Annotated in this window: 17 protein-coding genes; 2 read left to right on the top strand and 15 right to left on the bottom strand. The window is 59.8% G+C overall.

The window, feature by feature from the left end; all coding sequences use genetic code 11:
- Positions 1-168 precede the first annotated feature (168 nt).
- From AABM56_RS07670 to AABM56_RS07630, 9 genes are all read right to left on the bottom strand, one after another.
- Complete coding sequence (locus tag AABM56_RS07670; protein WP_133859603.1) at positions 169-528, bottom strand: RidA family protein; 360 nt, start codon at positions 526-528, stop codon at positions 169-171.
- The gene (locus tag AABM56_RS07665) at positions 489-1,655 is read right to left on the bottom strand and encodes an FAD-binding oxidoreductase (RefSeq protein ID WP_347883964.1); all 1,167 of its coding nucleotides are present in this window, start codon (positions 1,653-1,655) and stop codon (positions 489-491) included. Before AABM56_RS07665 ends, AABM56_RS07670 begins: the two co-directional genes overlap by 40 nt.
- Positions 1,656-1,668: 13 nt before the next feature.
- On the bottom strand, positions 1,669-3,048 hold the full coding sequence (locus AABM56_RS07660; RefSeq protein WP_347883963.1) for an NAD(P)/FAD-dependent oxidoreductase: 1,380 nt from the start codon (positions 3,046-3,048) through the stop codon (positions 1,669-1,671).
- A complete protein-coding gene (locus AABM56_RS07655) occupies positions 3,045-3,392 on the bottom strand; it encodes a (2Fe-2S)-binding protein (RefSeq protein WP_347883962.1) in 348 nt (115 codons plus the stop codon). Before AABM56_RS07655 ends, AABM56_RS07660 begins: the two co-directional genes overlap by 4 nt.
- Positions 3,382-4,521 (bottom strand): FAD-dependent oxidoreductase, encoded by a 1,140-nt coding sequence (locus AABM56_RS07650; protein WP_347883961.1) that lies wholly within the window; start codon positions 4,519-4,521, stop codon positions 3,382-3,384. The genes AABM56_RS07655 and AABM56_RS07650 overlap by 11 nt, the downstream gene beginning before the upstream one ends.
- Entirely contained in the window at positions 4,518-5,315 is a 798-nt protein-coding gene (locus AABM56_RS07645) for an ABC transporter permease (RefSeq protein ID WP_158891840.1), read from the bottom strand. Before AABM56_RS07645 ends, AABM56_RS07650 begins: the two co-directional genes overlap by 4 nt.
- A 5-nt stretch (positions 5,316-5,320) precedes the next feature.
- On the bottom strand, positions 5,321-6,193 hold the full coding sequence (locus AABM56_RS07640) for an ABC transporter permease (protein ID WP_347883960.1): 873 nt from the start codon (positions 6,191-6,193) through the stop codon (positions 5,321-5,323).
- Complete coding sequence (locus AABM56_RS07635) at positions 6,180-7,253, bottom strand: ABC transporter ATP-binding protein (protein WP_347883959.1); 1,074 nt, start codon at positions 7,251-7,253, stop codon at positions 6,180-6,182. Before AABM56_RS07635 ends, AABM56_RS07640 begins: the two co-directional genes overlap by 14 nt.
- Positions 7,254-7,485: 232 nt before the next feature.
- The gene (locus AABM56_RS07630; protein WP_347883957.1) at positions 7,486-8,559 is read right to left on the bottom strand and encodes an ABC transporter substrate-binding protein; all 1,074 of its coding nucleotides are present in this window, start codon (positions 8,557-8,559) and stop codon (positions 7,486-7,488) included.
- A 223-nt stretch (positions 8,560-8,782) separates the two neighbouring features.
- Here AABM56_RS07630 and AABM56_RS07625 point away from each other — a divergent pair, with 223 nt between their 5' ends.
- Together AABM56_RS07625 and AABM56_RS07620 are read left to right on the top strand one after the other, a co-directional pair.
- A complete protein-coding gene (locus AABM56_RS07625) occupies positions 8,783-9,676 on the top strand; it encodes a LysR substrate-binding domain-containing protein (RefSeq protein ID WP_347883956.1) in 894 nt (297 codons plus the stop codon).
- 526 nt (positions 9,677-10,202) lie between these two features.
- Complete coding sequence (locus tag AABM56_RS07620; RefSeq protein ID WP_347883955.1) at positions 10,203-10,454, top strand: hypothetical protein; 252 nt, start codon at positions 10,203-10,205, stop codon at positions 10,452-10,454.
- A 793-nt stretch (positions 10,455-11,247) separates the two neighbouring features.
- On the opposite strand, the gene AABM56_RS07615 is transcribed toward AABM56_RS07620, so the two are convergent.
- From AABM56_RS07615 to AABM56_RS07590, 6 genes are all read right to left on the bottom strand, one after another.
- Positions 11,248-12,948, bottom strand: coding sequence for a hypothetical protein (locus AABM56_RS07615; RefSeq protein WP_347883954.1), 1,701 nt, complete (start codon positions 12,946-12,948; stop codon positions 11,248-11,250).
- A gap of 33 nt (positions 12,949-12,981) precedes the next feature.
- A complete protein-coding gene (locus tag AABM56_RS07610) occupies positions 12,982-14,172 on the bottom strand; it encodes a dsDNA nuclease domain-containing protein (protein WP_347884116.1) in 1,191 nt (396 codons plus the stop codon).
- 383 nt (positions 14,173-14,555) lie between these two features.
- Positions 14,556-15,542 carry a hypothetical protein gene (locus AABM56_RS07605; protein ID WP_347883953.1) on the bottom strand — a complete coding sequence of 329 codons (987 nt, stop codon included), beginning with the start codon at positions 15,540-15,542 and terminating at the stop codon, positions 14,556-14,558.
- Positions 15,539-18,313 (bottom strand): hypothetical protein, encoded by a 2,775-nt coding sequence (locus AABM56_RS07600; RefSeq protein WP_347883952.1) that lies wholly within the window; start codon positions 18,311-18,313, stop codon positions 15,539-15,541. Before AABM56_RS07600 ends, AABM56_RS07605 begins: the two co-directional genes overlap by 4 nt.
- Positions 18,310-18,909 carry a hypothetical protein gene (locus AABM56_RS07595; protein ID WP_347883951.1) on the bottom strand — a complete coding sequence of 200 codons (600 nt, stop codon included), beginning with the start codon at positions 18,907-18,909 and terminating at the stop codon, positions 18,310-18,312. The genes AABM56_RS07600 and AABM56_RS07595 overlap by 4 nt, the downstream gene beginning before the upstream one ends.
- A complete protein-coding gene (locus AABM56_RS07590; RefSeq protein ID WP_347883950.1) occupies positions 18,906-20,150 on the bottom strand; it encodes a hypothetical protein in 1,245 nt (414 codons plus the stop codon). Before AABM56_RS07590 ends, AABM56_RS07595 begins: the two co-directional genes overlap by 4 nt.
- Positions 20,151-20,190: the final 40 nt, after the last annotated feature.

Genomic DNA, 20,190 nt, shown 5'->3' with positions numbered 1-20,190 from the left:
GCCTTCTAAAGCGTCACACTTCCCGCTACATACGCCTTACATCGGCACCTGTCGCAACAGTCTCCATGGGTCTGTAGCAAAATCGGCTCTACCTCAAAGGAAGTGCTCTACCGGCGTTTCTTGATATAGGCGCAGTGTCTCAGCTACAGGGCGCTGATGCGGCCGCCTTCACTCCGCCGCTGCGACGATGGCGATCTCGACCAGCAATTCCGGCGCCGCCAGCTTGGACTCAACTGTAGCCCGTGCAGGTGCCTCCCCTTCCGGTGCCCAGGCGTCCCACACCTCGTTCATACCGGCGAAGTTAGCCTGGATGTCCGACAGCCACACCTGGGCGCTGAGGATGCGCGTCTTGTCCAGGCCGACCTTGGCCAGGTAGTCGTCGATCTTCTGCAGCACCTGCGCGGTCTGCCCCTTGATGTCCTGGGTGCGATCATTGGCCGTCTGGCCGCCGACGAAGGTGATACCGCCCTTGTACTGGACGACCCGGCTCATACGCTGGTTGGTTTCGATACGGGTAATGGGTTGCATATAGGCTCCTTGAGTGGCCTGGGGGTTGAGGAATCTCTGTGGAAGCGATCGATGGCAAAAGCCGTAAGATCGATCGGCGACGACTCGCCGAGCACCAGTTGCGCAACGCGCTGGCCAGTGCCGAGGCTCATCTGGAAGCCACTACCGCAATAACCAAACGAGTAGGTCAGTCCATCGGCGCGACTGCTGCTTGAGATGACAGGCAGATCGTCCTCGGTGAAGGCTTCGATACCGGACCAGGCGCGGTTGATGCCCAGATGCCTCAGGTGCGGAAAGAGATCCGTCACGGTCTGGGCGCTGGTCACGAGACGAGCGATATCGACCTCGCCGTGGCGGGCATCGTAGTCCAGGGCACCGATCAACTTGCCGCCAATGACCACCGTGCCGTTGTCGAATTGCTTGAACGACAGGGCGCGACCGGTGGCGCCGAGCACCTGCCTGCAGAAGGGCGCCACTCGATGGGTCACCATCAGCATCAGCCCTTGCGGATAGGTGGGTACCGGCTCGCCCACCTCGGCTGCCAGGCGCCCCGCCCAGGCACCTGCCGTCACGACCAGCTGGTCCGCCTCGAACTTTCCCCTGCGCGTTTCGACCTGCCAGCGCGGGCCGCGCTGGGTGATGGATAGCGCAGGCGTCTGCTCATGTAGCACCACACCCAGGCGCTCCGCCGCCTGCCGAACCGCCGTCACCACACGGTAAGGCGTCGCGTAGCCATCGTCCGCCACCCAGATGCCCCCCACCACATGGGGCGCCACCGTCGGGAGGAGTTCGAAGACCTCCTCCCGGTCAATGAGCCCCTCATGGGTGAAACCGTGCGCTTGGAGGTGGGCGACTCGGTCCCGACATTCCCGCAGCTCCTCGTCGGTTTCGGCCAGTTTGAGCTGGCCGCTGGCGACAAAGCTCGCGTCCGTCCCCACTAGCTCCGGCAGGTTGTGCCAGAGTTCTCGGGACGCCAACGCCAGGGGAATTTCCGCGAGATGGCGACCGAGCGTCCGCACCCCGCCAGCGTTCACGCCGGAAGCATGCCGGCCGGCATAGTCGGCTTCGAGTACGATAACCCGCACACCACGCTGCGCGAGATGCCAGGCCGTGCTCAACCCATGCAGCCCGGCGCCAATGACGATCACGTCTGCCGCCCTGTCAGCCACTGGCGAGCTCTCCCAAGGTAATGGGCTTGATCGGTGGCCGAATGCGGTAATAGCCCACCTCGTCGGGCGTAAGTCCGCGGGACTTGGCAATGATCTCGGTGACGGTCAGTCCGCACATGCGCCCCTGACAGGGGCCCATGCCGCAGCGCCCGAAGGATTTCGCCTGATTGGGTCCGCTGCAACCCAGCTCGACGAAGCGTCGGACGTCGCCCGCCGTCACTTCTTCGCAGCGGCAGATGGTGACGTCGTCACGCGCAGGAATCCGGTTCTCCTCGCGCGGGCGATACAGGGCATCAAGGAAGGGGCGAATGCGCAGGTTGCGCTCCAGCTCGGCGCGCAAGGGCGCAGCCTGGGCATCGCGCTGGGCCGGGGTGAGCTGGCCGAGGGTACGCGCCAGCCCCAGCGCGGCAAGCCGCCCCTGCAAGGCGGCGGCCTGGGCACCGCCGATACCCGCGCCATCACCGGCCACCGAAATGAAGGGCACATCAAGGGCTCCCCATTGATCGGTTTCCGGTACGAAGCACAGTTGCGCATCATCCCAGCGATGCTGAGCCCTGAGCGCCTGGGTGAACTGGATATTCGGTACCACGCCCTGGTGCAGCAGCACGGTGCTGGCCGACACCCGTTGTGCCTGCCCGTCGACGACGAAGCTGAGCGCCTGGGCCTGCCCTTCCCCCTCGACCTGTAGCTGCTCGGCACCGGTGTAGTGCGGGACCTCGCCTTTGCGCAGGGCGCGCAGGAGCGAAACACCCTTGCGCAGGTAGGGCCAGGCCCGCAGCGCTGCCAGCAGGTGCCCGCGGGCGCGCCAGTAGTCCTCACGGCGACTGGTGTCCACCAGGGCCGCAATGGGTATGCCCGCCCGCAGGTATTGCCAGCCGAGCAGATAGAGCAGCGGTCCGCACCCGGCCAGCACCACCGGTCCCTGCGGACCAATGCCGGCGGTCTTTAGCAGGATCTGCGCGGCCCCGGCGGTCATCACCCCAGGTAGAGTCCAGCCGGGAATGGGAAAGGGCCGCTCCATGGCGCCGGTCGCCAACAGCACGGCCCTCGCGGCGAAGGAACGTACCCGTCCGTCCTTGAGGTAATGCACCTGACGCTCGCGGGTGATCTGCCAGACGGACGCACCCGCCTCGTGGCGCACGGTCGTGCTCTTCACCGCATCCGCCAAGTGGGCGCCGTCCGCATAATCCGGCCCGAGCAGCGTGCGACGCGCGGGTGAGGCGCTGTCGATACCGCGATAGATCTGCCCGCCGACCGCGGCCTGCTCGTCGAGCAGCACGACGGAAAGACCTAGGTCCGCCAGGGTTCGCGCCCCGGCCATGCCAGCCGGGCCCGCGCCGATGACGACGATGTCCTTAGGTTCGAGATTCATGGCTGCACCTCCATCACCACGGGTTCGGCAGCGGTGAAGGGCAGCTCCCGGGCGCCCTGCTGCGAACGGATGCGCATGCCGTCGGCCGCCTCGATCAGGCAACTCTGCCGACTCGGCACCCCGTCGATCTCGACCAGGCATTCGAAGCACACGCCCATCATGCAATAGGGCGCACGGGCTTCACCGCCCACCGGGGAGGTGCGGAAATGCCGTACGCCGGCCAGCAGCAAGGCGGCGGCAACCGTGAGACCGCTCGGCACCTGGAAGGCCTGGTCGTCGAAGGTCAGGGTGATGAGGTGGCCGCCCTCAGCATCGATGCGGCGAAACAAGGAATCAGTGGGCATGGGAAAACACCTCCCCCGTGAGAAAACGTTCGCTGGCGAACACCGCCAGTTCTTCCGGCTGTTCACCGCCGCGGACCCAGGGCGCGATCCGGGTCGCGTGCGCCGCGGCCAGGGTCACGCCGCTGTGGCAGGTGACGACGAAGGCACCGGGATGCGACGCGGACTCCTGATAGATCGGATAGCCGTCCGGGCTCATGACACGCAGGGCGCCCCAGGCGCGCACCAGGCGCACGTCGGCCAGCAGCGGGAAGGTGTTGACGCCACGCTGGGCGATCCTGGCGAGCACGTCGGTGGTGGTGAGGTCGTTGAAGCCGACCTCCTCCATGGAATCGCCGAGCTGCACACTGCCCTCGTCGGTCTGGCGCACATTGATCGTCGGGTAGTCCAAGAAGGGACGAACCCGCTCACTGACCAGCACCTGCCCACGATTCGGCGCGACCGGGGCATGCAGTCCGACCTGCTCCCCCAGCGGCCGATTGCCCAGGCCCGCTGCCAGCACCAAGCGCGGCGCGGTGAAGCGTTTAGCGGAAGTAACCACAGTGAATTCGCCCGGCGCGGAGTCGATCCGCTCGACCGGCATTCGCCCCAGCACCGTCGCCCCGTGGTGCTGCGCTCCCGCATACAAAGCCCGCAGCAGCTTGAGCGGATTTACGTGGCCATCCATGGGCATGTAGCTCGCCCCGACGACCTTCGGTCCGATGCCGGGCAGGCGTGCCCGCAGATCCGCCTGATCCAGCATCTCGAAGGGGTAATCGCCCAGACCGGCCTGCATACCTGCCAGCCGCGCCTGCCGCTCCGCCAATTCCTGATCGGAAAAACACATGTGAAAGCCGCCGGGCTGCTTCAGGCGGACATCGACGTCCGTCTCTGCCAGCAGATCCTCGGCCAGCCCGGCCCAAGCCAATGCCGAGGAACGCGTCCAGCGAGAATATTCGAGGCGATCAAAGCCCTTGCCCTGCACCCAGACCAGACCGAAGTTGCCCCGGGAAGCGCGGAAGGCGTCATCGCCCTGATCGAGTACGAGCGTTTTGGTACCGGCCTTCGCCAGGCCATAGGCGACCGCCATGCCGACCAGTCCACCGCCAACCACGATGACCTCTGCCGAGGTGGGTACGCTGCTGTCGTTCATTGCTTCTCTCCGATCAGCACCCGATCCAGGCCGACGAGCCGATCGAGCAGCAGCATCACCGCCAGGGTCCCCAGGATCAGCACCGTGGAGGCCGCCGTGATCAGAGGATCGATGGTCTGGGAGATCTGGTTGTACATGGCGACCGGCAAGGTCGTGGTGCCGGGTGTGGCGACGAAGACCGTCATGGTCAGCTCGTCGAAGCTCTGGATGAAGGCAAGCAGCCAGCCGCCCACCACGCCGGTGCGGATCCGCGGCAGGATCACCCGCCAAAAGGTTTGCAGCCGGTTGGCGCCCAGGGATAGCGCCGCATGCTCCGCATCGCGCTCCAGGCCGATGGTGGATGCCAAGGTCAGGCGCAAGGCATAGGGCAGCACGACGATGACGTGAGTGATGCTCAGCGCCCACAGCGAACCGCCCACCTGTGCAAGGGAAAAGAAGCGCAGGAAGGCGATCCCCAGCACCACCGAAGGAATCATCAGTGGCGACATCAGAAAGCCAGTGATCGCCCCGCGTCCAGGAAAGTCGTAGCGACTGATGGCCAGCGCCGCGGGGACCGCTAGCAGGGTGGCGACCGTCGCCGACACCAGGCCCAGCTTGAGCGACAGCCAGAAGGCATCGACCATTTCCTGGTTGGCCCAGAGCGCCTCAAACCAGCGCAGCGACAGGCCACCGGAGGGCAGCGAGATGAAGCCTTCGCCGGTAAAGGACACCGCCATCACCACCACCAGCGGCGCGACGATGAAGGCGATGAAGAGCGTATGAAAGGCAAGGGAGAAGAAACCGTTCCGATACATGGCGATCACTCGAAGACGTGTTTGAAACGGCGCTCGGCCAACCGGCTGCAGCCCACCACGATCACTAGGTTGGCGATCAGCAGCAGCACCGCGATGGCAGCGCCCAGCGGCCAGTTCAGCGAACCGAGGAATTCGTCGTAGGCGGCCGTCGCCACCACCTTGAGGCGTCGCCCGCCGATGATCGCGGGGGTGGCGAAGGCCGAGGCCGCCAGGGCGAAGACGATGATCGAGCCCGATAGGATTCCCGGCACGATCTGCGGCAGCACCACCCGCCTGAAGGTCGTCATCCGCGAAGCGCCCAGCGACAGGCCGGCCTGCTCCACCTGCAGATCGAGCTTTTGCAGGCTGGCCCAGACGGCGATCACTATGAAGGGCACCAGCACATGGGTCAGCGCCAGCACGACACCGAACTGAGTGAACATCATGCGGATCGGAAAATCGATGATGCCCAGCGCCTGCAACGCCTGGTTGATCAGCCCGTTGTTGCCCAGCAGGATGGCCCACCCTAGGGTGCGCACGACGACCGAGATGAGCAGCGGACCGAGCACCACCAGCAGGAACAGCGATCGCCAGGATGCCCGCATGCGGGCGATGATGAGGGTCTCCGGCACGCCGATTAGCACCGCGCAGACCGTCACGGCGAGCGCCATTCCTCCGGTACGCAGAAAGATCTCGTGGAAATAGTCGTCGCCGAATACCTCTAGGTAGTTGGCGAGCGAGTACACTGGGATCACACCCTTGCTGTCGCTGAACAGGTTCAACGACAGCATGGCCGTGAGCACCAGCGGCGCCGCCAGCAGGGTCAGGAACACGAGGAGCGCAGGCCCGGTCAGCAGCCAGGGAGCGCTGCCAACCCGTTCAGCATCATAGGTGGTCATGGGACACCTCCCGTCCTAGTAGGCGCAGGTCATCGTCCAGCCAGGTCAGGCCCACCTCCTCCCCTTCCAGCGGCGGCGGCGCGCCGAGGTTCGGTTGCGTCAGATTCACCGGCCCCAGGGGGCTCTCGACACCGATCAGCCAGAGATTGCCCAGGAATACCCGCATGCGCACCGTGCCACGCAAGCGCGCTTCGGCCGGATCGGCCAGGCGAATCTTTTCCGGCCGCAGATAGACATTTACATCGCCGTCGAACTGATGCCCCTCATGAGGGATATGCAGCATCAGACCGTCGACCTTGACCTCGTAGCAGCGCGGCTTGCGGGTCTGGACGGCACCGGGGAAGGCATTGGTCTTGCCCAGGAAGCTCGAGGCGAAGGGCGACTGGGGCCGCTCGTAGGTCTCGAACGGCGAGCCAATCTGCACGATGCGCCCACCGTGCATCACCGCGATGCGGTCGCTCATGGTCATCGCCTCAACCTGGTCATGGGTGACGAGGATGGTGGTGATACCCAGGTCGCGCTGGATGGCGCGCAACTCGATGTGCATGTCCTCGCGCAACTTGGCGTCGAGGTTCGACATCGGCTCGTCCAGCAACAACAGGTCCGGGCGGATTGCCAGGGCACGCGCGATGGCCACCCGCTGACGCTGCCCGCCCGACAACGCCTTGGGATAGCGCTCGCCCAGGCCCTGTAGCCGAACCATGTCGAGCGCCGACTTCACCCGCTCCGCCCGGTCGCTACGCGACACGCCGCGCATCTCCAGGCCGAAGCTGACGTTTTCGGCCACGGTCATGTGGGGGAACAGGGCATAGCTCTGGAACACCATACCCAGTCCGCGCTTTTCCGGCCGGACATGGGTGATGTCTCGCCCGTCCAGCACGATGCGCCCGGCGGTGGGCTGTACGAATCCGGCAACGCTCTGCAGCGTCGTGGTCTTGCCGCACCCCGAAGGGCCGAGCAGGGACAGAAATTCGCCTTTCTCCACTGCCAGGTCGAGCCCGGCGATGGCGGTGAAGTCACCATAGGTTTTGACGAGGCCGTCGAGGATCAGGAAAGCCATGGGCATGCCTCCGGCGATCACGAGGGCGTGATCGCTGTTCGTCCAAGGGAGGTGGGAGCGACTGGTTCATAGGTGGAATCCAGCGGCTCGATCTTTGAGCGAGTTGGAACCGGACGATGGCGAAATGGACTCAGGACCTGCTGCTACAGCGGGCGGAGGAATAGCCCGAAGCCACCCTCCTCTCCACTCGCAATCCCGCTGTCACTTCATCGCCGTCTGGTGGACACGCCCTCTACCGCTCGATGGTCCTGTTCCAGCGCGTCGTCCACTCGGAACGCTTCTGGTTGATGGTGTCCCAATCGACCTTGAGCAGGCTGTCGACCTTTTCCTGTCCGTAGGGCATACGGGCAGCCAGTTCTGGCGGCAGCTTCACGGTGCGATTCACCGGTGCGAAGCCGTTACTTTCGGACTGGATCTTCTGGATTTCTGGCGACAGCACGTACTGAATGAATTGCTGGGAGAGTTCGGACTGCGCATTGGGCGTGACGGCGCAGGCGGCGACCTGGAGCGCTACGGCGCCCTCCTTCGGATAAATGAACTTGAGCGGAAAGCCGGTGTTCTGCAACGCCACCGCTCGGCCACTGCCGTACACCGCCATGAGCACATCACCGTTCTGCATCATCCCGTCCATCTCGCCCGGGGCACTGGCCCAGGCCAGCACATTCGGTGCGATCTTCTTCTCGAACACCGCGAAGCCCGGATCGATGTCTTTCTCGCCGCCGCCATTCAGCCGCGCCATCTCGATCAGCGAATGCAGCCCGTAGGTATTGGTGATCGGCGGCATGCCCAGCAGCTGCCGGTACTTCGGATCTTCAAGGTCGGTCCAGGACGTCGGCGCCGCCCACCCGCGTTTCTCGAAGGCTTCTTCGTTGTAGCCGATCCCGGTGGCCACCATCCCTACTGCCGTGGCCTCGGGACTCAGGCGCGCCAGGGGATACAGGTCCTGGTAGACAGGTGCATCTATGAGCTTTTCGCAGAAGCCCAGCTGCAGCGCCTGGTACATGGGACCATCGTCCATCATGGCGACGTTGATCTGCTGCCGTCCCTTCTGCGCCTGCAGCTTGGCCAGCGTTTCCGTCGAGTTACCCGATACATAGACAACCTTGACCCCATGCGCTTTCTCGAAGGCGGGAATGACGCGGGTCTTGTACATCTGCTCGGTGGAGCCGCCGACGCCCGCGACATACAGCGTCGTTTCAGCATGAGCGGGAAGCGTCATGCCAGCGCCGGCTGCGGCCAACAGCAGCGCGGACAGACCCTGACGCCAGGAGATGGATGAGGTACGGACGAGATACGGACCGGTCACGGGCAATGCTCCCTTTTTTGCGTTGCGGCAGATCGAGAACGTCGTGAGGACACGACCGGAAGATCCAGGCATCCGCCTCCGAGGACATCGCGGTAACCGCCATTCGGAAACGCTTTCTTTTTATGGGGCCATTTGGCTTGTGACCGAGTATTGTCAGCCTAAACCCATAGGGTCAAATACGAAGGTACGGGTTAAGTATTCATATTTGATATGGAGAGCTCTGTTGAATCTCAGACAGATCGAAGCCTTCCGCAGTGTGATGCGTCTAGGCTCCATGACCGCGGCCGCCGAGGCACTGCACACTTCGCAGCCCAACGTCAGCCGGTTGATCGCACAGCTGGAGCTGAGCACCGGACTCAAACTGTTCGAGCGCGCGGGGGTACGGCTGATACCCACGAAGGAAGGCAGCGCCTTCTTCCAGGAAGTAGAGCGGGCCTACGTAGGGTTGGACAGCCTGCGTCAGTCAGCCAAGAACATCCGCAATCTCGGAACCGGCCGACTGCGTATCGCCGCTGTGCCGTCCACCGGACTCACGCTCATTCCACACGTCATCAAGGACTTCGTTGCGACCCGTCCAGAGCTGACCGTCTCCCTGCACATGAACGCCTCGCCCACAGTGGTGCAGTGGGTGCAGTCTCAATTCTGCGACCTGGGCGTAGTAGTCCAGCCCAGCGACGCCGGCCCTCTGGAGACGCTGCTCATCACCCGGCTCCGCGCCGTCTGCGTCCTACCGCCAGGCCATCGCCTAGCGTCACGGGAGGTCGTCAGGGCTCAGGATCTCCACGGTGAGAACTTCGTCTCCCTCTGCCATGGCGACGGCACCCGCGAGCAGATGGACAGGGTCTTCGATCAGGCTAGTGTGGAACGCAAGCTCGCCGTGGAAGGCCAATACAGCTCCATCACTTGCGAGATGGTCGCCGTCGGCATGGGCACCGCCCTCATGAGCCCGAACGTCGCCCAGGATTTCTTGCACAAGGGCATCACCATTCACCGATTCGAGCCCGAGCTGTTGTTTCCGGTTTACGTGGTTGCTCCCGCGGGGTCGGGTCAAACGCCGCTGGCAACAGACTTTATTCACGCGTTGCAACAGCATTATGCAGCGCACTTTCCGCACTGAGGGCTGATTACAATGCCCCGCTATTCACCTGATGAGAGCAAATTTTTCGCCATCAGGAGTATCGCTGAAAGCACCAACTTGCTTAATAAAATCGTGTTGGTTTTCCCTAAGTAGTCAGCAAGATATGAGGCCATTCATGCGTCTAACTGTTGCTAATGACCTACCGCAGGTTCGGACGCTCTAGACCGACCGAGAGAGTGCCAGGCTTAACCGCCTCCATGCATAAGCCTCATAGCTGAACCCTAACAGCCAGAGCTTGTGCTTTACAGCTTCCCGCTCTTTCATGGGACAGAGTTCAACGATTGTGTTACAAAAATATCAAATATAAAAATCAAGCGCCTTTGAGTAGCTGATTTTCACGTCGGTAGAGCCAGAGCGGCATGACATTCGTACTTCGAACATCGAAGTACTAAAAAGGCTCGCAATCCGCGCAATAGATATGCTCCAAAAGATGTTTGGTACCCCTTCGCAGGCACCAGTCATCTGAATGAAGGTCATAACCTTTGCACACACACGAGGAGACCACATGGCTATCAATGCAGAACTCAAAGCTGAAATCTTGCGCCGCCTGTATCACTCGCATCAAGAAGGCCTGGGTAACGAAATTCTCGATAATCATCACGGCGAAGAGGCAGTCATGGATGCCCTTCAGGACCTGCAAGAGCATGGACTCATCCAGAAAGGCCATCTTTCGGTAGACACCCAAGGACTGCGCTCTCTGACGCCGCCCATAAAGCTGACGTCCGCTGGGGCGGATGTAGCAAAGGACGTTGAGTGATCAGAAGGGCCTAACGCTATCGTTGGGCCCTTCTCCATCAGGCGTGCTGATTCAGCAAGAACGAATGATCGAAGATGACCGGCTACCTGATCGCTGCACGGGCGTCAGGAATACGTCCTAATTTGACATTGATAGTAGTTAGGCTGCAGCAGAAAAAGAAGGTATTGGCAGACGCAGCAACACCGAGCCTCAGGCTTTTTTACACTGTACGGACCGTCAAGATTTAGTAGAGCCCACTGCGCCCACTTCGCTCACAGGGTCGGCTTGGCTACCAGCCGGCAGCCTCATCTCAGGACTGGATTCTGGTTGGCCCTGTGCGTGGCCGCCTGGATATGAACACAACCACCGATGGATCTGATCCCAGCCCAGAAACGAAAAAGGCCCAAGCTACTAATTGCTGAGCCTTCTCGTTAATTTGCTCGGGACGGAGTGATTCTAACACTCAACCCCTTGCACCTATGCGAATAAGGTAGCAGCGAAGAGGCAGTGCTGCCCATGAAGGCGCCGATTCGCATAGAGTTGGGTTGATGGCCAAGCAAGGAAAAAGGCTGTTCTTTCTTTGAGGTTGTCCAGATGTACCGGGATGGATTTCCACCGCCTGCGCCTTGGCCAATGCAGCAATCTCAATATCCCTGATTCAGCCAGGCATGACGCTCCAAAGACGAATTTCGCTGTGCCACAGCTGGGCGGACTCAAAAGTGCTTCCAATACGCTGATAAATGGTCCGCTGCCGCCTAAGTCCACAGCAGCTCAGACAAGAAGACTACCAATCCGCCATCTCGTCGCCCAGGTCCTAGGCATCGGTTTTCATCGTCGCGTACATCTCCTTGAGCATTGGCTCGACAATGCGCTCTGCGTCCTCCCATTGATCCTCCCGCAACATCGAGTACTGAATGTCCAGGTGTATTTCCTTATCGAAGGGAAAATCCGTTGAGGTTTCTAAGCCAACAATTAGCTGGATGTCCTCTGGCAGCTCCTTGGAGATGAACTGAAGCACAGCTGGAAGATTGATGTCGTCTTGAGCTTGTTGGTTTGGTGAATCAATGACGATGGGTATGTCATACGTGCCCGTCGCACCTTGGCAGGTCCGCCACAAAGCGGCATAGTAGGCGAGAATCGACCGAGGACCTCCGCTTCCTGATAGATCCGGGCGACCTGTGAGCTTCATTTTCGATGCATCGACATAGGGCAACTGCAGTGCAATACGTCCGGTCACGTAGAAGGATCTAAAGTCATCCAATATCGCTCGCGTTCTTTTCGCGGCACGCAACGACTTCATTTTCTCATCCAAGGCGTCGACCGCACTGAGAGCCATATCGATGGCCTCTTGCAGATCCTTACGCTCGGCTTCGAAGGCAGCGAACGCACTCTCTGCGCCCATGCTGCTGACGACGTCCTGGAACTTGAGTTCTCCTTTGCGTGTATCTAAAAGCCTCGAGATACGCTGATAATTTTCGTTGAGCATGCTCAGTTCTGCCAACGCGTTGCCGCATCGATGCCGTACTCGGGTTGCGTCATCCCTAAGACATCCAGCGAGCTCACGGAGCACACGCGCGTCCTCGGCGAAATTGAGCAAATCGAGGAACGACTTTGTGTGCTCAGCATTGCAAGTCGGACAAATCAGCGGCTCCGAATGTCCGGCACGTAAGTACTTCGTATCTTGGCCATAAGCTGCGAGCGCATCGTCGGCCAATCGAATCTGTTGCTCCAGACTCGAAAGTAAGTCTTGCTCGCGGACAACCGCACCTCGCAGCACTTCCTGCTTCTGATTGAGCTCGTTGACCTCTTGGGTTAGCAGAGCAATCTCATCTGCAAAATTCTCGGCTCTGACCTTTGGCCCAGAAAAGGACAACGTGCGACTAAATCGCTCTATAGCACGCTCAAGGAGCTTGTACTCACGTCGATATTCCTCAAGAACCTTAGATTCTTGAGCCCTCTCAGCTCTAGCACGATAGTACTCTGGGGGACACACACCGGTGAAATACTCCAAAATGGCGCCCCAAGGGGAGCTGAATCTTCTAAGCCCGCCAAAGGTGTTCCACTCAGACTGCCAACTGCCGTCCTGGTTTACATAAAAGGGCAAGAAGAAACATGCAGGGTCGGCGGGCCGAATCTCAGACTCCTTCTTGTCGGTGAACATCAGGTTGAAGTCAGTAACCTCACAGAAGTTCTGAGACCACTCTCCGAAATTCGAGGTCGCGACAATCATCTCGCGATTGGCATGGAACAATGCGCGCCGCCCACTCTGGTGAAGTGCAAAGAAGTGACGACCATCGATTGAAAACTCGAGGAGGGAGGCTGTGCTTTCATCCCAAGCCTCCAGCTTACCCTGAGGTTTGGCGCCAAGAGTCTCAAAGAGACTCCGAATCAGACTCGTCTTGCCTGTGTGGTTCCTTCCCCTCAACAGATTCTTCTTCGGGTGGAAGTTGACGTGCCTTGCTTTCTTGTCGCGATGCGAGAGCAGCCAGATGTTTTCGAATCGGAAGCTTTTCATAGTTCTTAGTTCTCAGGCTACGAACGAGCAGTCTCAGTTCGGGTCCACGCATTTTTTAATAGCCCTCATCGCAAAGCGCGCTAGGAGTTCTGCATCGCGAAAGCCGGTGAACTCCCTTCTCAGCGCGGATAACGCTGCCTCCAAATACGGGCGCAGGTCAGGTCCGTGCGTATTGGAGTTGAGCCAAGAGTCACAGAAATCATGAAGAGGCTGAACGGCGGGCAGTGTTGCGCCCGTGAGCCGCTCTCGAACGACTCGGGCTGCCTCCGCGCGCATAGCAGTTACCATCATGAAATCCATGCCCTCCTTCTGCAATTGCGCAAGCCAGTCGTTTAAGTGGGCAGAGTGATCTGGGATGCTCTCAAGTGCACCGAGCGCAGACATAAACTCCTGTCTTGAGAACCCACGCTGCTTCACAAGCTCGTCAAAGTTTGAACAAGTATCGGTATGGCGGCCCAGAGGAGAAATCTTCGTCACAAGAGATTCCACAAACGACGCGGCCTGGCCCGCATGAGGCGGGCTGCGCACCGTTAATAGATCCAGAGCCGACTTGATTACATGACTGCTGGGCTCATCAGGGTGAATAGCGACCTTCTTCAACCTGAGCTTCGTTAGATCCGGAGCAGGCGAGCCGGTTTCACAAAGCAAATGCAGCGCTTGAGTCAATAAATGCACATGCTCTGGAGCGAAATCTGCCAACGAGCAAGGCATCGACGTTGCGGCATTTCCTCCGGCTGCTAGGGGAATATCGCAGCCAGCGTTTGAGATGAAGTACGCTTCGACAGGAAGTGTATCGAAGGCTGCAAGACTGAGCTGAAGCTTCCCCAGTGCGCTGTCACTGACCTTTTTAAACGTAGGTGCTGCCGCCTTTGATGCTGACTTTAGGCTTTTCTTTTTAGGAGGCGTCGATGTCCCAGTAAGTACGGACCAACTCCACTCTCCACGATCCTTCTTCTTCACCTGATAAACACGGGCACGCGCGGGAGAGATTACTGAATCCAGCTCCGTGACATCTTGCACGGTCTCAAAAAGAAGCAAGAAGTCCGGCTCATTCGCCTGCTCCATTTCCACCATTCGGAGCACTGCCCACCAGCGCTGAAAGTCCACGCCCTTAGCGCCGTGACCTCCGCCAGTCTCCGTTAGGCCAGGTTTGTTTGCGACGAGCAGTATCTCTCTGGCGCCAGCCGATGTCGTCAAGGCACCCTCCCTATACGCTATTGCCACCCACGATGGCGGCCCCAACAATTCCACTTCAGCATTATCGGTCACATTCGGGGGGGCTGTAAAGAACGCGAACTTGCCGCTTACTTAATATATTTCCCATATTGTAAGAATCCGTATTGCGAGCGGCCAGGAAGGACCGCCCTGTCTGCTTTAGATGAAGTAGCGACGAGGCTTTGGTAACGGCGTGCTAGAGGAAAGGGAGAAGGATGCAGCACAATCGTCGGAGCTCTACCCCGAGGCTGAAGCACTGCCGCTACGACCATATCCGAAATCAATCCTGCCAAACGCACTTGGCTGAAACGCTCGACGCACCCGTACCGCAATCATTGGAGCAACTTTCTTTTTTCGCATTTCCCAATAGAGCCGCGCCACATGGCCCAGACCTACAAGTTATCCGGATTGAACGGAATGGCCGCTTCATCTGAACGACCCCTAGCAATTTCGATCAGCTCAAGGTTGTCTGACTGATCTTTATTCACGAGATACTGAGATTTTCCTGGCAGTAAAAACACACTCTCCTGCTCCAATGCCAAGCCCGTGCCTTGCAGAGCATCACACAGCTCGGCCAACTCGCTGGGCATGCCCAAAGCTCGCAGACGCCTAACCGCATCCTGATAGTTCGCCAAGCTGTCCTGCCAAATCTGCTGGTTGCCATACAGACTCAACCGCACCTGCCAATCCGGCATCAGCCAGAATTTGCAGGCGTCCCCCATAAGCTCATATAGCCGGGCGAAGTTCTGCAGCCCAATTCCGTCGTAATCAGGGAACAGGATCACCTGTGAGGCGCGCGGCCTCTCGGCCAGCCAGGTCAGCAGCAGGCCGCTCAGCTGTCCGGAGTAGTAGCACACAGTGCCGCTCGAACCGGCAGGCAACCAGCTGATGTCGTCGAACAGGGCCTGGTTCTCGATCAGCCACAAGGGCGCAGCCGTGTGCCAATCATCGTCGATCTTCACCGCCAGGGCGGCAGCGCCACATGTCTGCGTCAGCTGCGAAACATCGAGCACTACGCCTTTGCCATCACGCCAATACTGCCCACCATTGACGGCTTTGAGCAGCAGATACTGAACCGCGTGCCGCGCAGCACCGCTTTTACTATCGCGGTTACGCACCACATTGAGTGCACGCAGCGGGATTTCGCCGGCCGGCCGGCCTGAGTGAGCCGGCCTGAGTTTGGACAGGTGGACCTCAACTTGCTCAGGGGCAGCGATTTGATAAAGGCTGCCGCGACCACTGACCGCCAAACGCACCGCCTGGGTTCTACAGGCAAACTCCTCCAGCGCACGGCGCTGCGCCATCGTCAGCTGGCTGGCAGCCAGCTTCCCGCCCGCACCAAGCAGCTTCCCCAGTGCATCGGCCAGTGAGCGGCTCATACGCCAGTCTCCACCACGCGCGGCTCCAGCTCCTGCCAATTCTTGCGACTAACGTGATTGTGTCCGCCGTAGCGAGTGATTGGTACGCAGTAACGAACGGTTGCCAGCGGCGCGGGAGAGGCGAAGATAAGCGCAAAACCGAACTCAGCAGCCGTTTCGATCAAACTCGTCTGGTTCGGCCCATCTAACGCCAGCGCCTCATCCAGGTAGCAGGCAGCCCGAACCGAATAGCGCTTGTCCTGCATCTGGTGCAGCAGCGCCAGCCCCGTGACTAGCTTTGCCATCAGTACAGTACCGTTGGAAGCTGCGCTATCCAGATCAGCAAAAGACTCGGGCTTAAGGCCCTCCTTGCCAACGATGAAGCTCAGGCGAAACAGATGCTCAACAGCCAGACCACCTCGGGCATCACCCTCTCGGATAAGCAGGGCCTTCGCCCGCGTGAGACTCTCATCATCGAGCACACTCCCGTGGTCGAACAGCTCAAAGCTCTGGCCTGAATCCACCTGCTCCGCTGTGTTGATGAGCGCCTCGATCGCCCAGACCAGCTCCTGCTCGTCTTCAGGCTCGATCTTGAATACCGAAAGATCGGACAATTGACGCCGGCCAATCAACTGGTTGAATTGGCGCATCTTGGCCTTGAAATCGTTCAGGCTGCCTCGCAATTGCCGCAGGCACGCCGTGACGTTGACCACCGCTGTGCGCACCTTACGCTCGATGGCCTCGAACTCCTGGGGCAGATGCCGGCCAAACTCGACCATCAGGCGGATCTCTTCGTCCGGATCGTCGGCCGTCTGAAACTTGGTCAAACCACCCGCGTGCAGCTCGGCGAGCAGCCCACGTACATCACTTTCAAGGTTCAGCAGCCGGCCGCAGTCCTGCTGATACTCTCGCAGGTGCTCGGCCAGCTGCTCAATAGCCAGCTCTGCAGTCCCAACCCACCTGTGATGGGGCAGATCCGCCAGATAGCTGAAGATAGGGTCACCATCGCTGCGCCGATCGCGGCCGTTACAGATCCCCCCGTGCTGGCCGTCGAGCTCATCCTGCTGCTTACGTATGCCCTCTAGCTGTTCACGAAGACGCTGCACCTCGGCCCGAACACCTCTCAGTTTGGTCTCCAGATCAGCCAAAGCGCTCTGGCAGTCCCGCAGAGAACGCTCGCGCCCAGCCCAACGCTTGCGCAAGGTGGCGAGCTCATCAAAAGCTTCTAGATCGCGTAGGGTCTGCTGGTAGTCATGCTCTCGTTCAAGCTTCAGCGCCTCAGCTGCTCGAATCTGCTCCGCAACCTGTAGCTGCTCATCGAACTGAGCCAGCTGGCGCTGAAGATCGTACAACTCCTGATCGATTTCTTCAGCGCTGCGCTGGCGGTGCTGATCGGGCAGGTCAGCCAACTGCAGATCCAGTCCCGGCAGCTCAAGGCAACCAGCCTGGCTGAGCCATTTTTCAAGGCTTTGACGCAGCTGCTCGCCGTTTAGCCGGAAGCCGCTCTCCGACAGCGTCATGACCTCCTGTGCAAACAACCGGTTCAGGGCAGCCAGCTGCTCCGCGTTCAACTCTTGCTGCAGATGTTGATACAGGCTGCCCGTCAGGCTTGCTCTTTCGCGGCCGAGCCGCTGCACGTACTGCGTCATCCTGTTGCGCTCGCGGACAATCTCATTGAGGCTTCGACCCTGCACTCCGGCAACAAGCGCAACCTGGGCCTCGTAGGCTGCACGCGCATGATCGATGCTACGCTCCAGCGTCTCGCGTCGGTCGATCAGCGCGAACCGGCGCTCCAGTTCAGCCTGCCGGTCATCCTCGCGTTTCAGCACAGCCTCAGTCTGCAGACTGCGCTCACGGGCAGTTGACCACTCTACCCGGTCATGTTGCAGCTGCTCTTCGGCCTGCTCGATGCTTGCGCGGGCCTGTTGCAGGTCAGCTGAGCGAGACTGGTAATAGCTCTGCCAATCCTGTAGCGCCCGATCGATCAGAGGCCGGAAGTGAAACAGCTTGCCGCGCAACTGCAAGCGCTCCTCCTGCAGCGTTTCAAGAAGGCCGATACACTCCAGCAGCTTCATGGCCGCTTGGTACTGCTCACGGTCGGCATTTACATCAGCGAAAGCTTTGTCCCACTCCTGTTTGAAGTCGATACCCGCATCAGAAAGATCTCGGTGAAAGATCTGCAGCAGGTAGTCCTTCACCTCTTTGGATTGAAGCTTGTCCAAACGCAGAGTTCGGGTGAGCACACGCTGGAATACCTCAGCGTGGCGCGCCTGCTCCAGGCGAAACACCGTAAAATCACCGTTATCTCCACGCACCCGCCGGCTATTGCCATACACCATGCTGGTGAATTCGCTACCGCTGTAGCGTTGGGCGAGCAAGCCGCGAGTGGCCAAATGACTCAGCAACTGCGGTTGAGCCACCAGACAGCCGTCATCGCGCCGATAATCGTCGAGATTCAGCTGGCCACGGTAAGCGAAGTACTCATAGTCGTTGCTAACACCCTTGCCAACACATCCCAGCACCACATTGCCTGAATCGGGCAGCAGCACCTCCAGCAGGATGTAGGCGCTGTTGTTGGGGAAATAGAAACGCCGACTGCGCTCTACGTCGTAGGCACCAAAGTCCATTCGTCGTCGATCGATGATCAGCAAGAACTGCAGAGCATTGATCAGACTGGTCTTGCCTGTATTGTTGGGGGCCACCAATGATACAGACGCATCCAAAGGTAACTCTGCGCGCTCGTAGCCTGCACTGTTAAGCAGCACCAGCCTCTGAAATCCATAATCCATCATGCCGGCTCATCCTTTTCGCTGGTCTCGATGGCACCGGTCACATCAACACCCTCTTCAAGCTCGTCGTCCTGCTCCCCGGCCAGCTTCACAAAATGGTCCAGATACCTCCAGACGGCAGGTAGTAGCCGCCATCCTCCAGCAGCTGACTCTGCAAAACCATACACGCAAGCACGGTCAAGCAGCCCTACGAGCGACTCTTCCTCTAGCCCCTCAGCCAAAAGCAAGTCGTGACCACGCTCCAGCAACTTGGCCAGCACGGCGCGATCAATGATCCAGTCACCGAAGCGGTGCAGGTGCATACCTTCATCGGCCTTCAATTCGAACAGCAGCATAAATAACAGCGCCAGCTGGCGTGTGGTGCGGCTGACGTTGCTGCTCGCATTGTCGAAGTGGAACCAGGCAAACCCGCGCCTATCCACGTGCAGTGTGAAGCCAAGACGCCCGAACAGCTCCTGGTACTGCTCCTGCTCTTTCTCGAGCTCAGCCCACAGAATGGGGTCTGCAATGTGATTTAGGTGCTTGCCCGCATTGAACAACTCGAACAGCGGCCCAAGGCTCGGCAAGCGCCCCAGATGAAGTGTGACGGCTTGATTCATCGTGCGGGTATTCCATGAGGGTAGTGAGTGACGCGCAGCCGATTAAGGTCAGTACTGATCTTCTGGTCGTCCTGCTGGAACTCCAACTCCCGCTCCCTGACAAGCTCGTGGTAAAGGCGAAGGACAGTGGCATCATCCAGATAGGAGTAGTTCGTCCGTATCCAGTCAAGCAAGCTAGGCACAGGGCCACTGGCAGCCAGGCGCTCGCGCAGTTCGACACCATCGACGAACTGCAGCTCCGTTGCTGACTCAGCTGGAGCCTCATCGGGGAAAGCCTGACTCAAAGGCTCATATGCCAGGGCCTCAGCCATGATGGTGAGCACCTCATCGCCAACCGTTACCCGCCGGGGACGCTCTGCGCGCCAGACAGGGAAGTCAGGTTGGCGGAATGTGCGCGACAAGCCGCGCTTTCGCACCTGTCCGATTAATTGGCTGACGGCAGCAGACAGGCTGTTATGCCGCCTGAGCTCTTCACGCAACGGTAAAAGCGTGTCACTGCACTGCTTAAGCACCTCCCGGCCCAGCCGACGCAGTTCTTTGACCTGAAAGCCGGTCTGACGTACCAGCATACGTAAGGTGTAAAGCGCACCCTGAACAACGAGTTTCTCCTGGCAGTAATCAATCTGCCGCTCTGCATCCTCCAGCAAGCGGTAAAAGCTGCCGGACGGGCCACTATCCATCATTTCCGCTATCGGCTCGATGTAGTCATCATAGGCCTGCAGCACTTGACGATAACGCCGCTCGGCCGGCACATGAGCCTCAGTGCTCTTGGCTTTCTCGGCGATCTCGAGAATGGCGTGGCGATCCTGATCCAGCTGCTGGGCAATCTGGCGAAACAACTCGGTAAGCTGTACAGCGCACTGGCGCAGTAGATCCAGGTCTTTACCCTCGATCGCCTCATTCAGGCGCTCAGTAGCATCGCGAACTCCTTGTACTCGAGCCTGGAGCACTGCAGATAGGCCAAGCTCATGCTCTCTGGTCAGGCCACGGACGAATTCGAGCACGTAAGGATTTAGGTGCAGCAGCTCATCCCTTGGAAGCACTCGGAGAATTTCGCTGTTGATCAACGCTCGCAGAACAGTTTCCCGGGCGTCTCCCGACATGCTGGGATCGACCTTGCCGATCAGCGCCAGCACCTGCACTGCTTCAAAGGCTGGAATCTCACGAGATCGCTGTACAAGCCATTCGACCACCGACCAGTGGGTATATAGAGCGAAAACCAGAGAGCGTGGGCTAGCCATAGGCAATCTTCATCCTCAATCCTTGGTGAAACGGCCACAT

Origin of the sequence: Pseudomonas aestiva (assembly GCF_039908605.1) — a bacterium.
Classification (GTDB): Bacteria; Pseudomonadota; Gammaproteobacteria; order Pseudomonadales; family Pseudomonadaceae; genus Chryseomonas; species Chryseomonas aestiva.
Note: the sequence above shows the minus strand (reverse complement) of the source record. Positions and strands in the feature narration are given on the sequence as shown.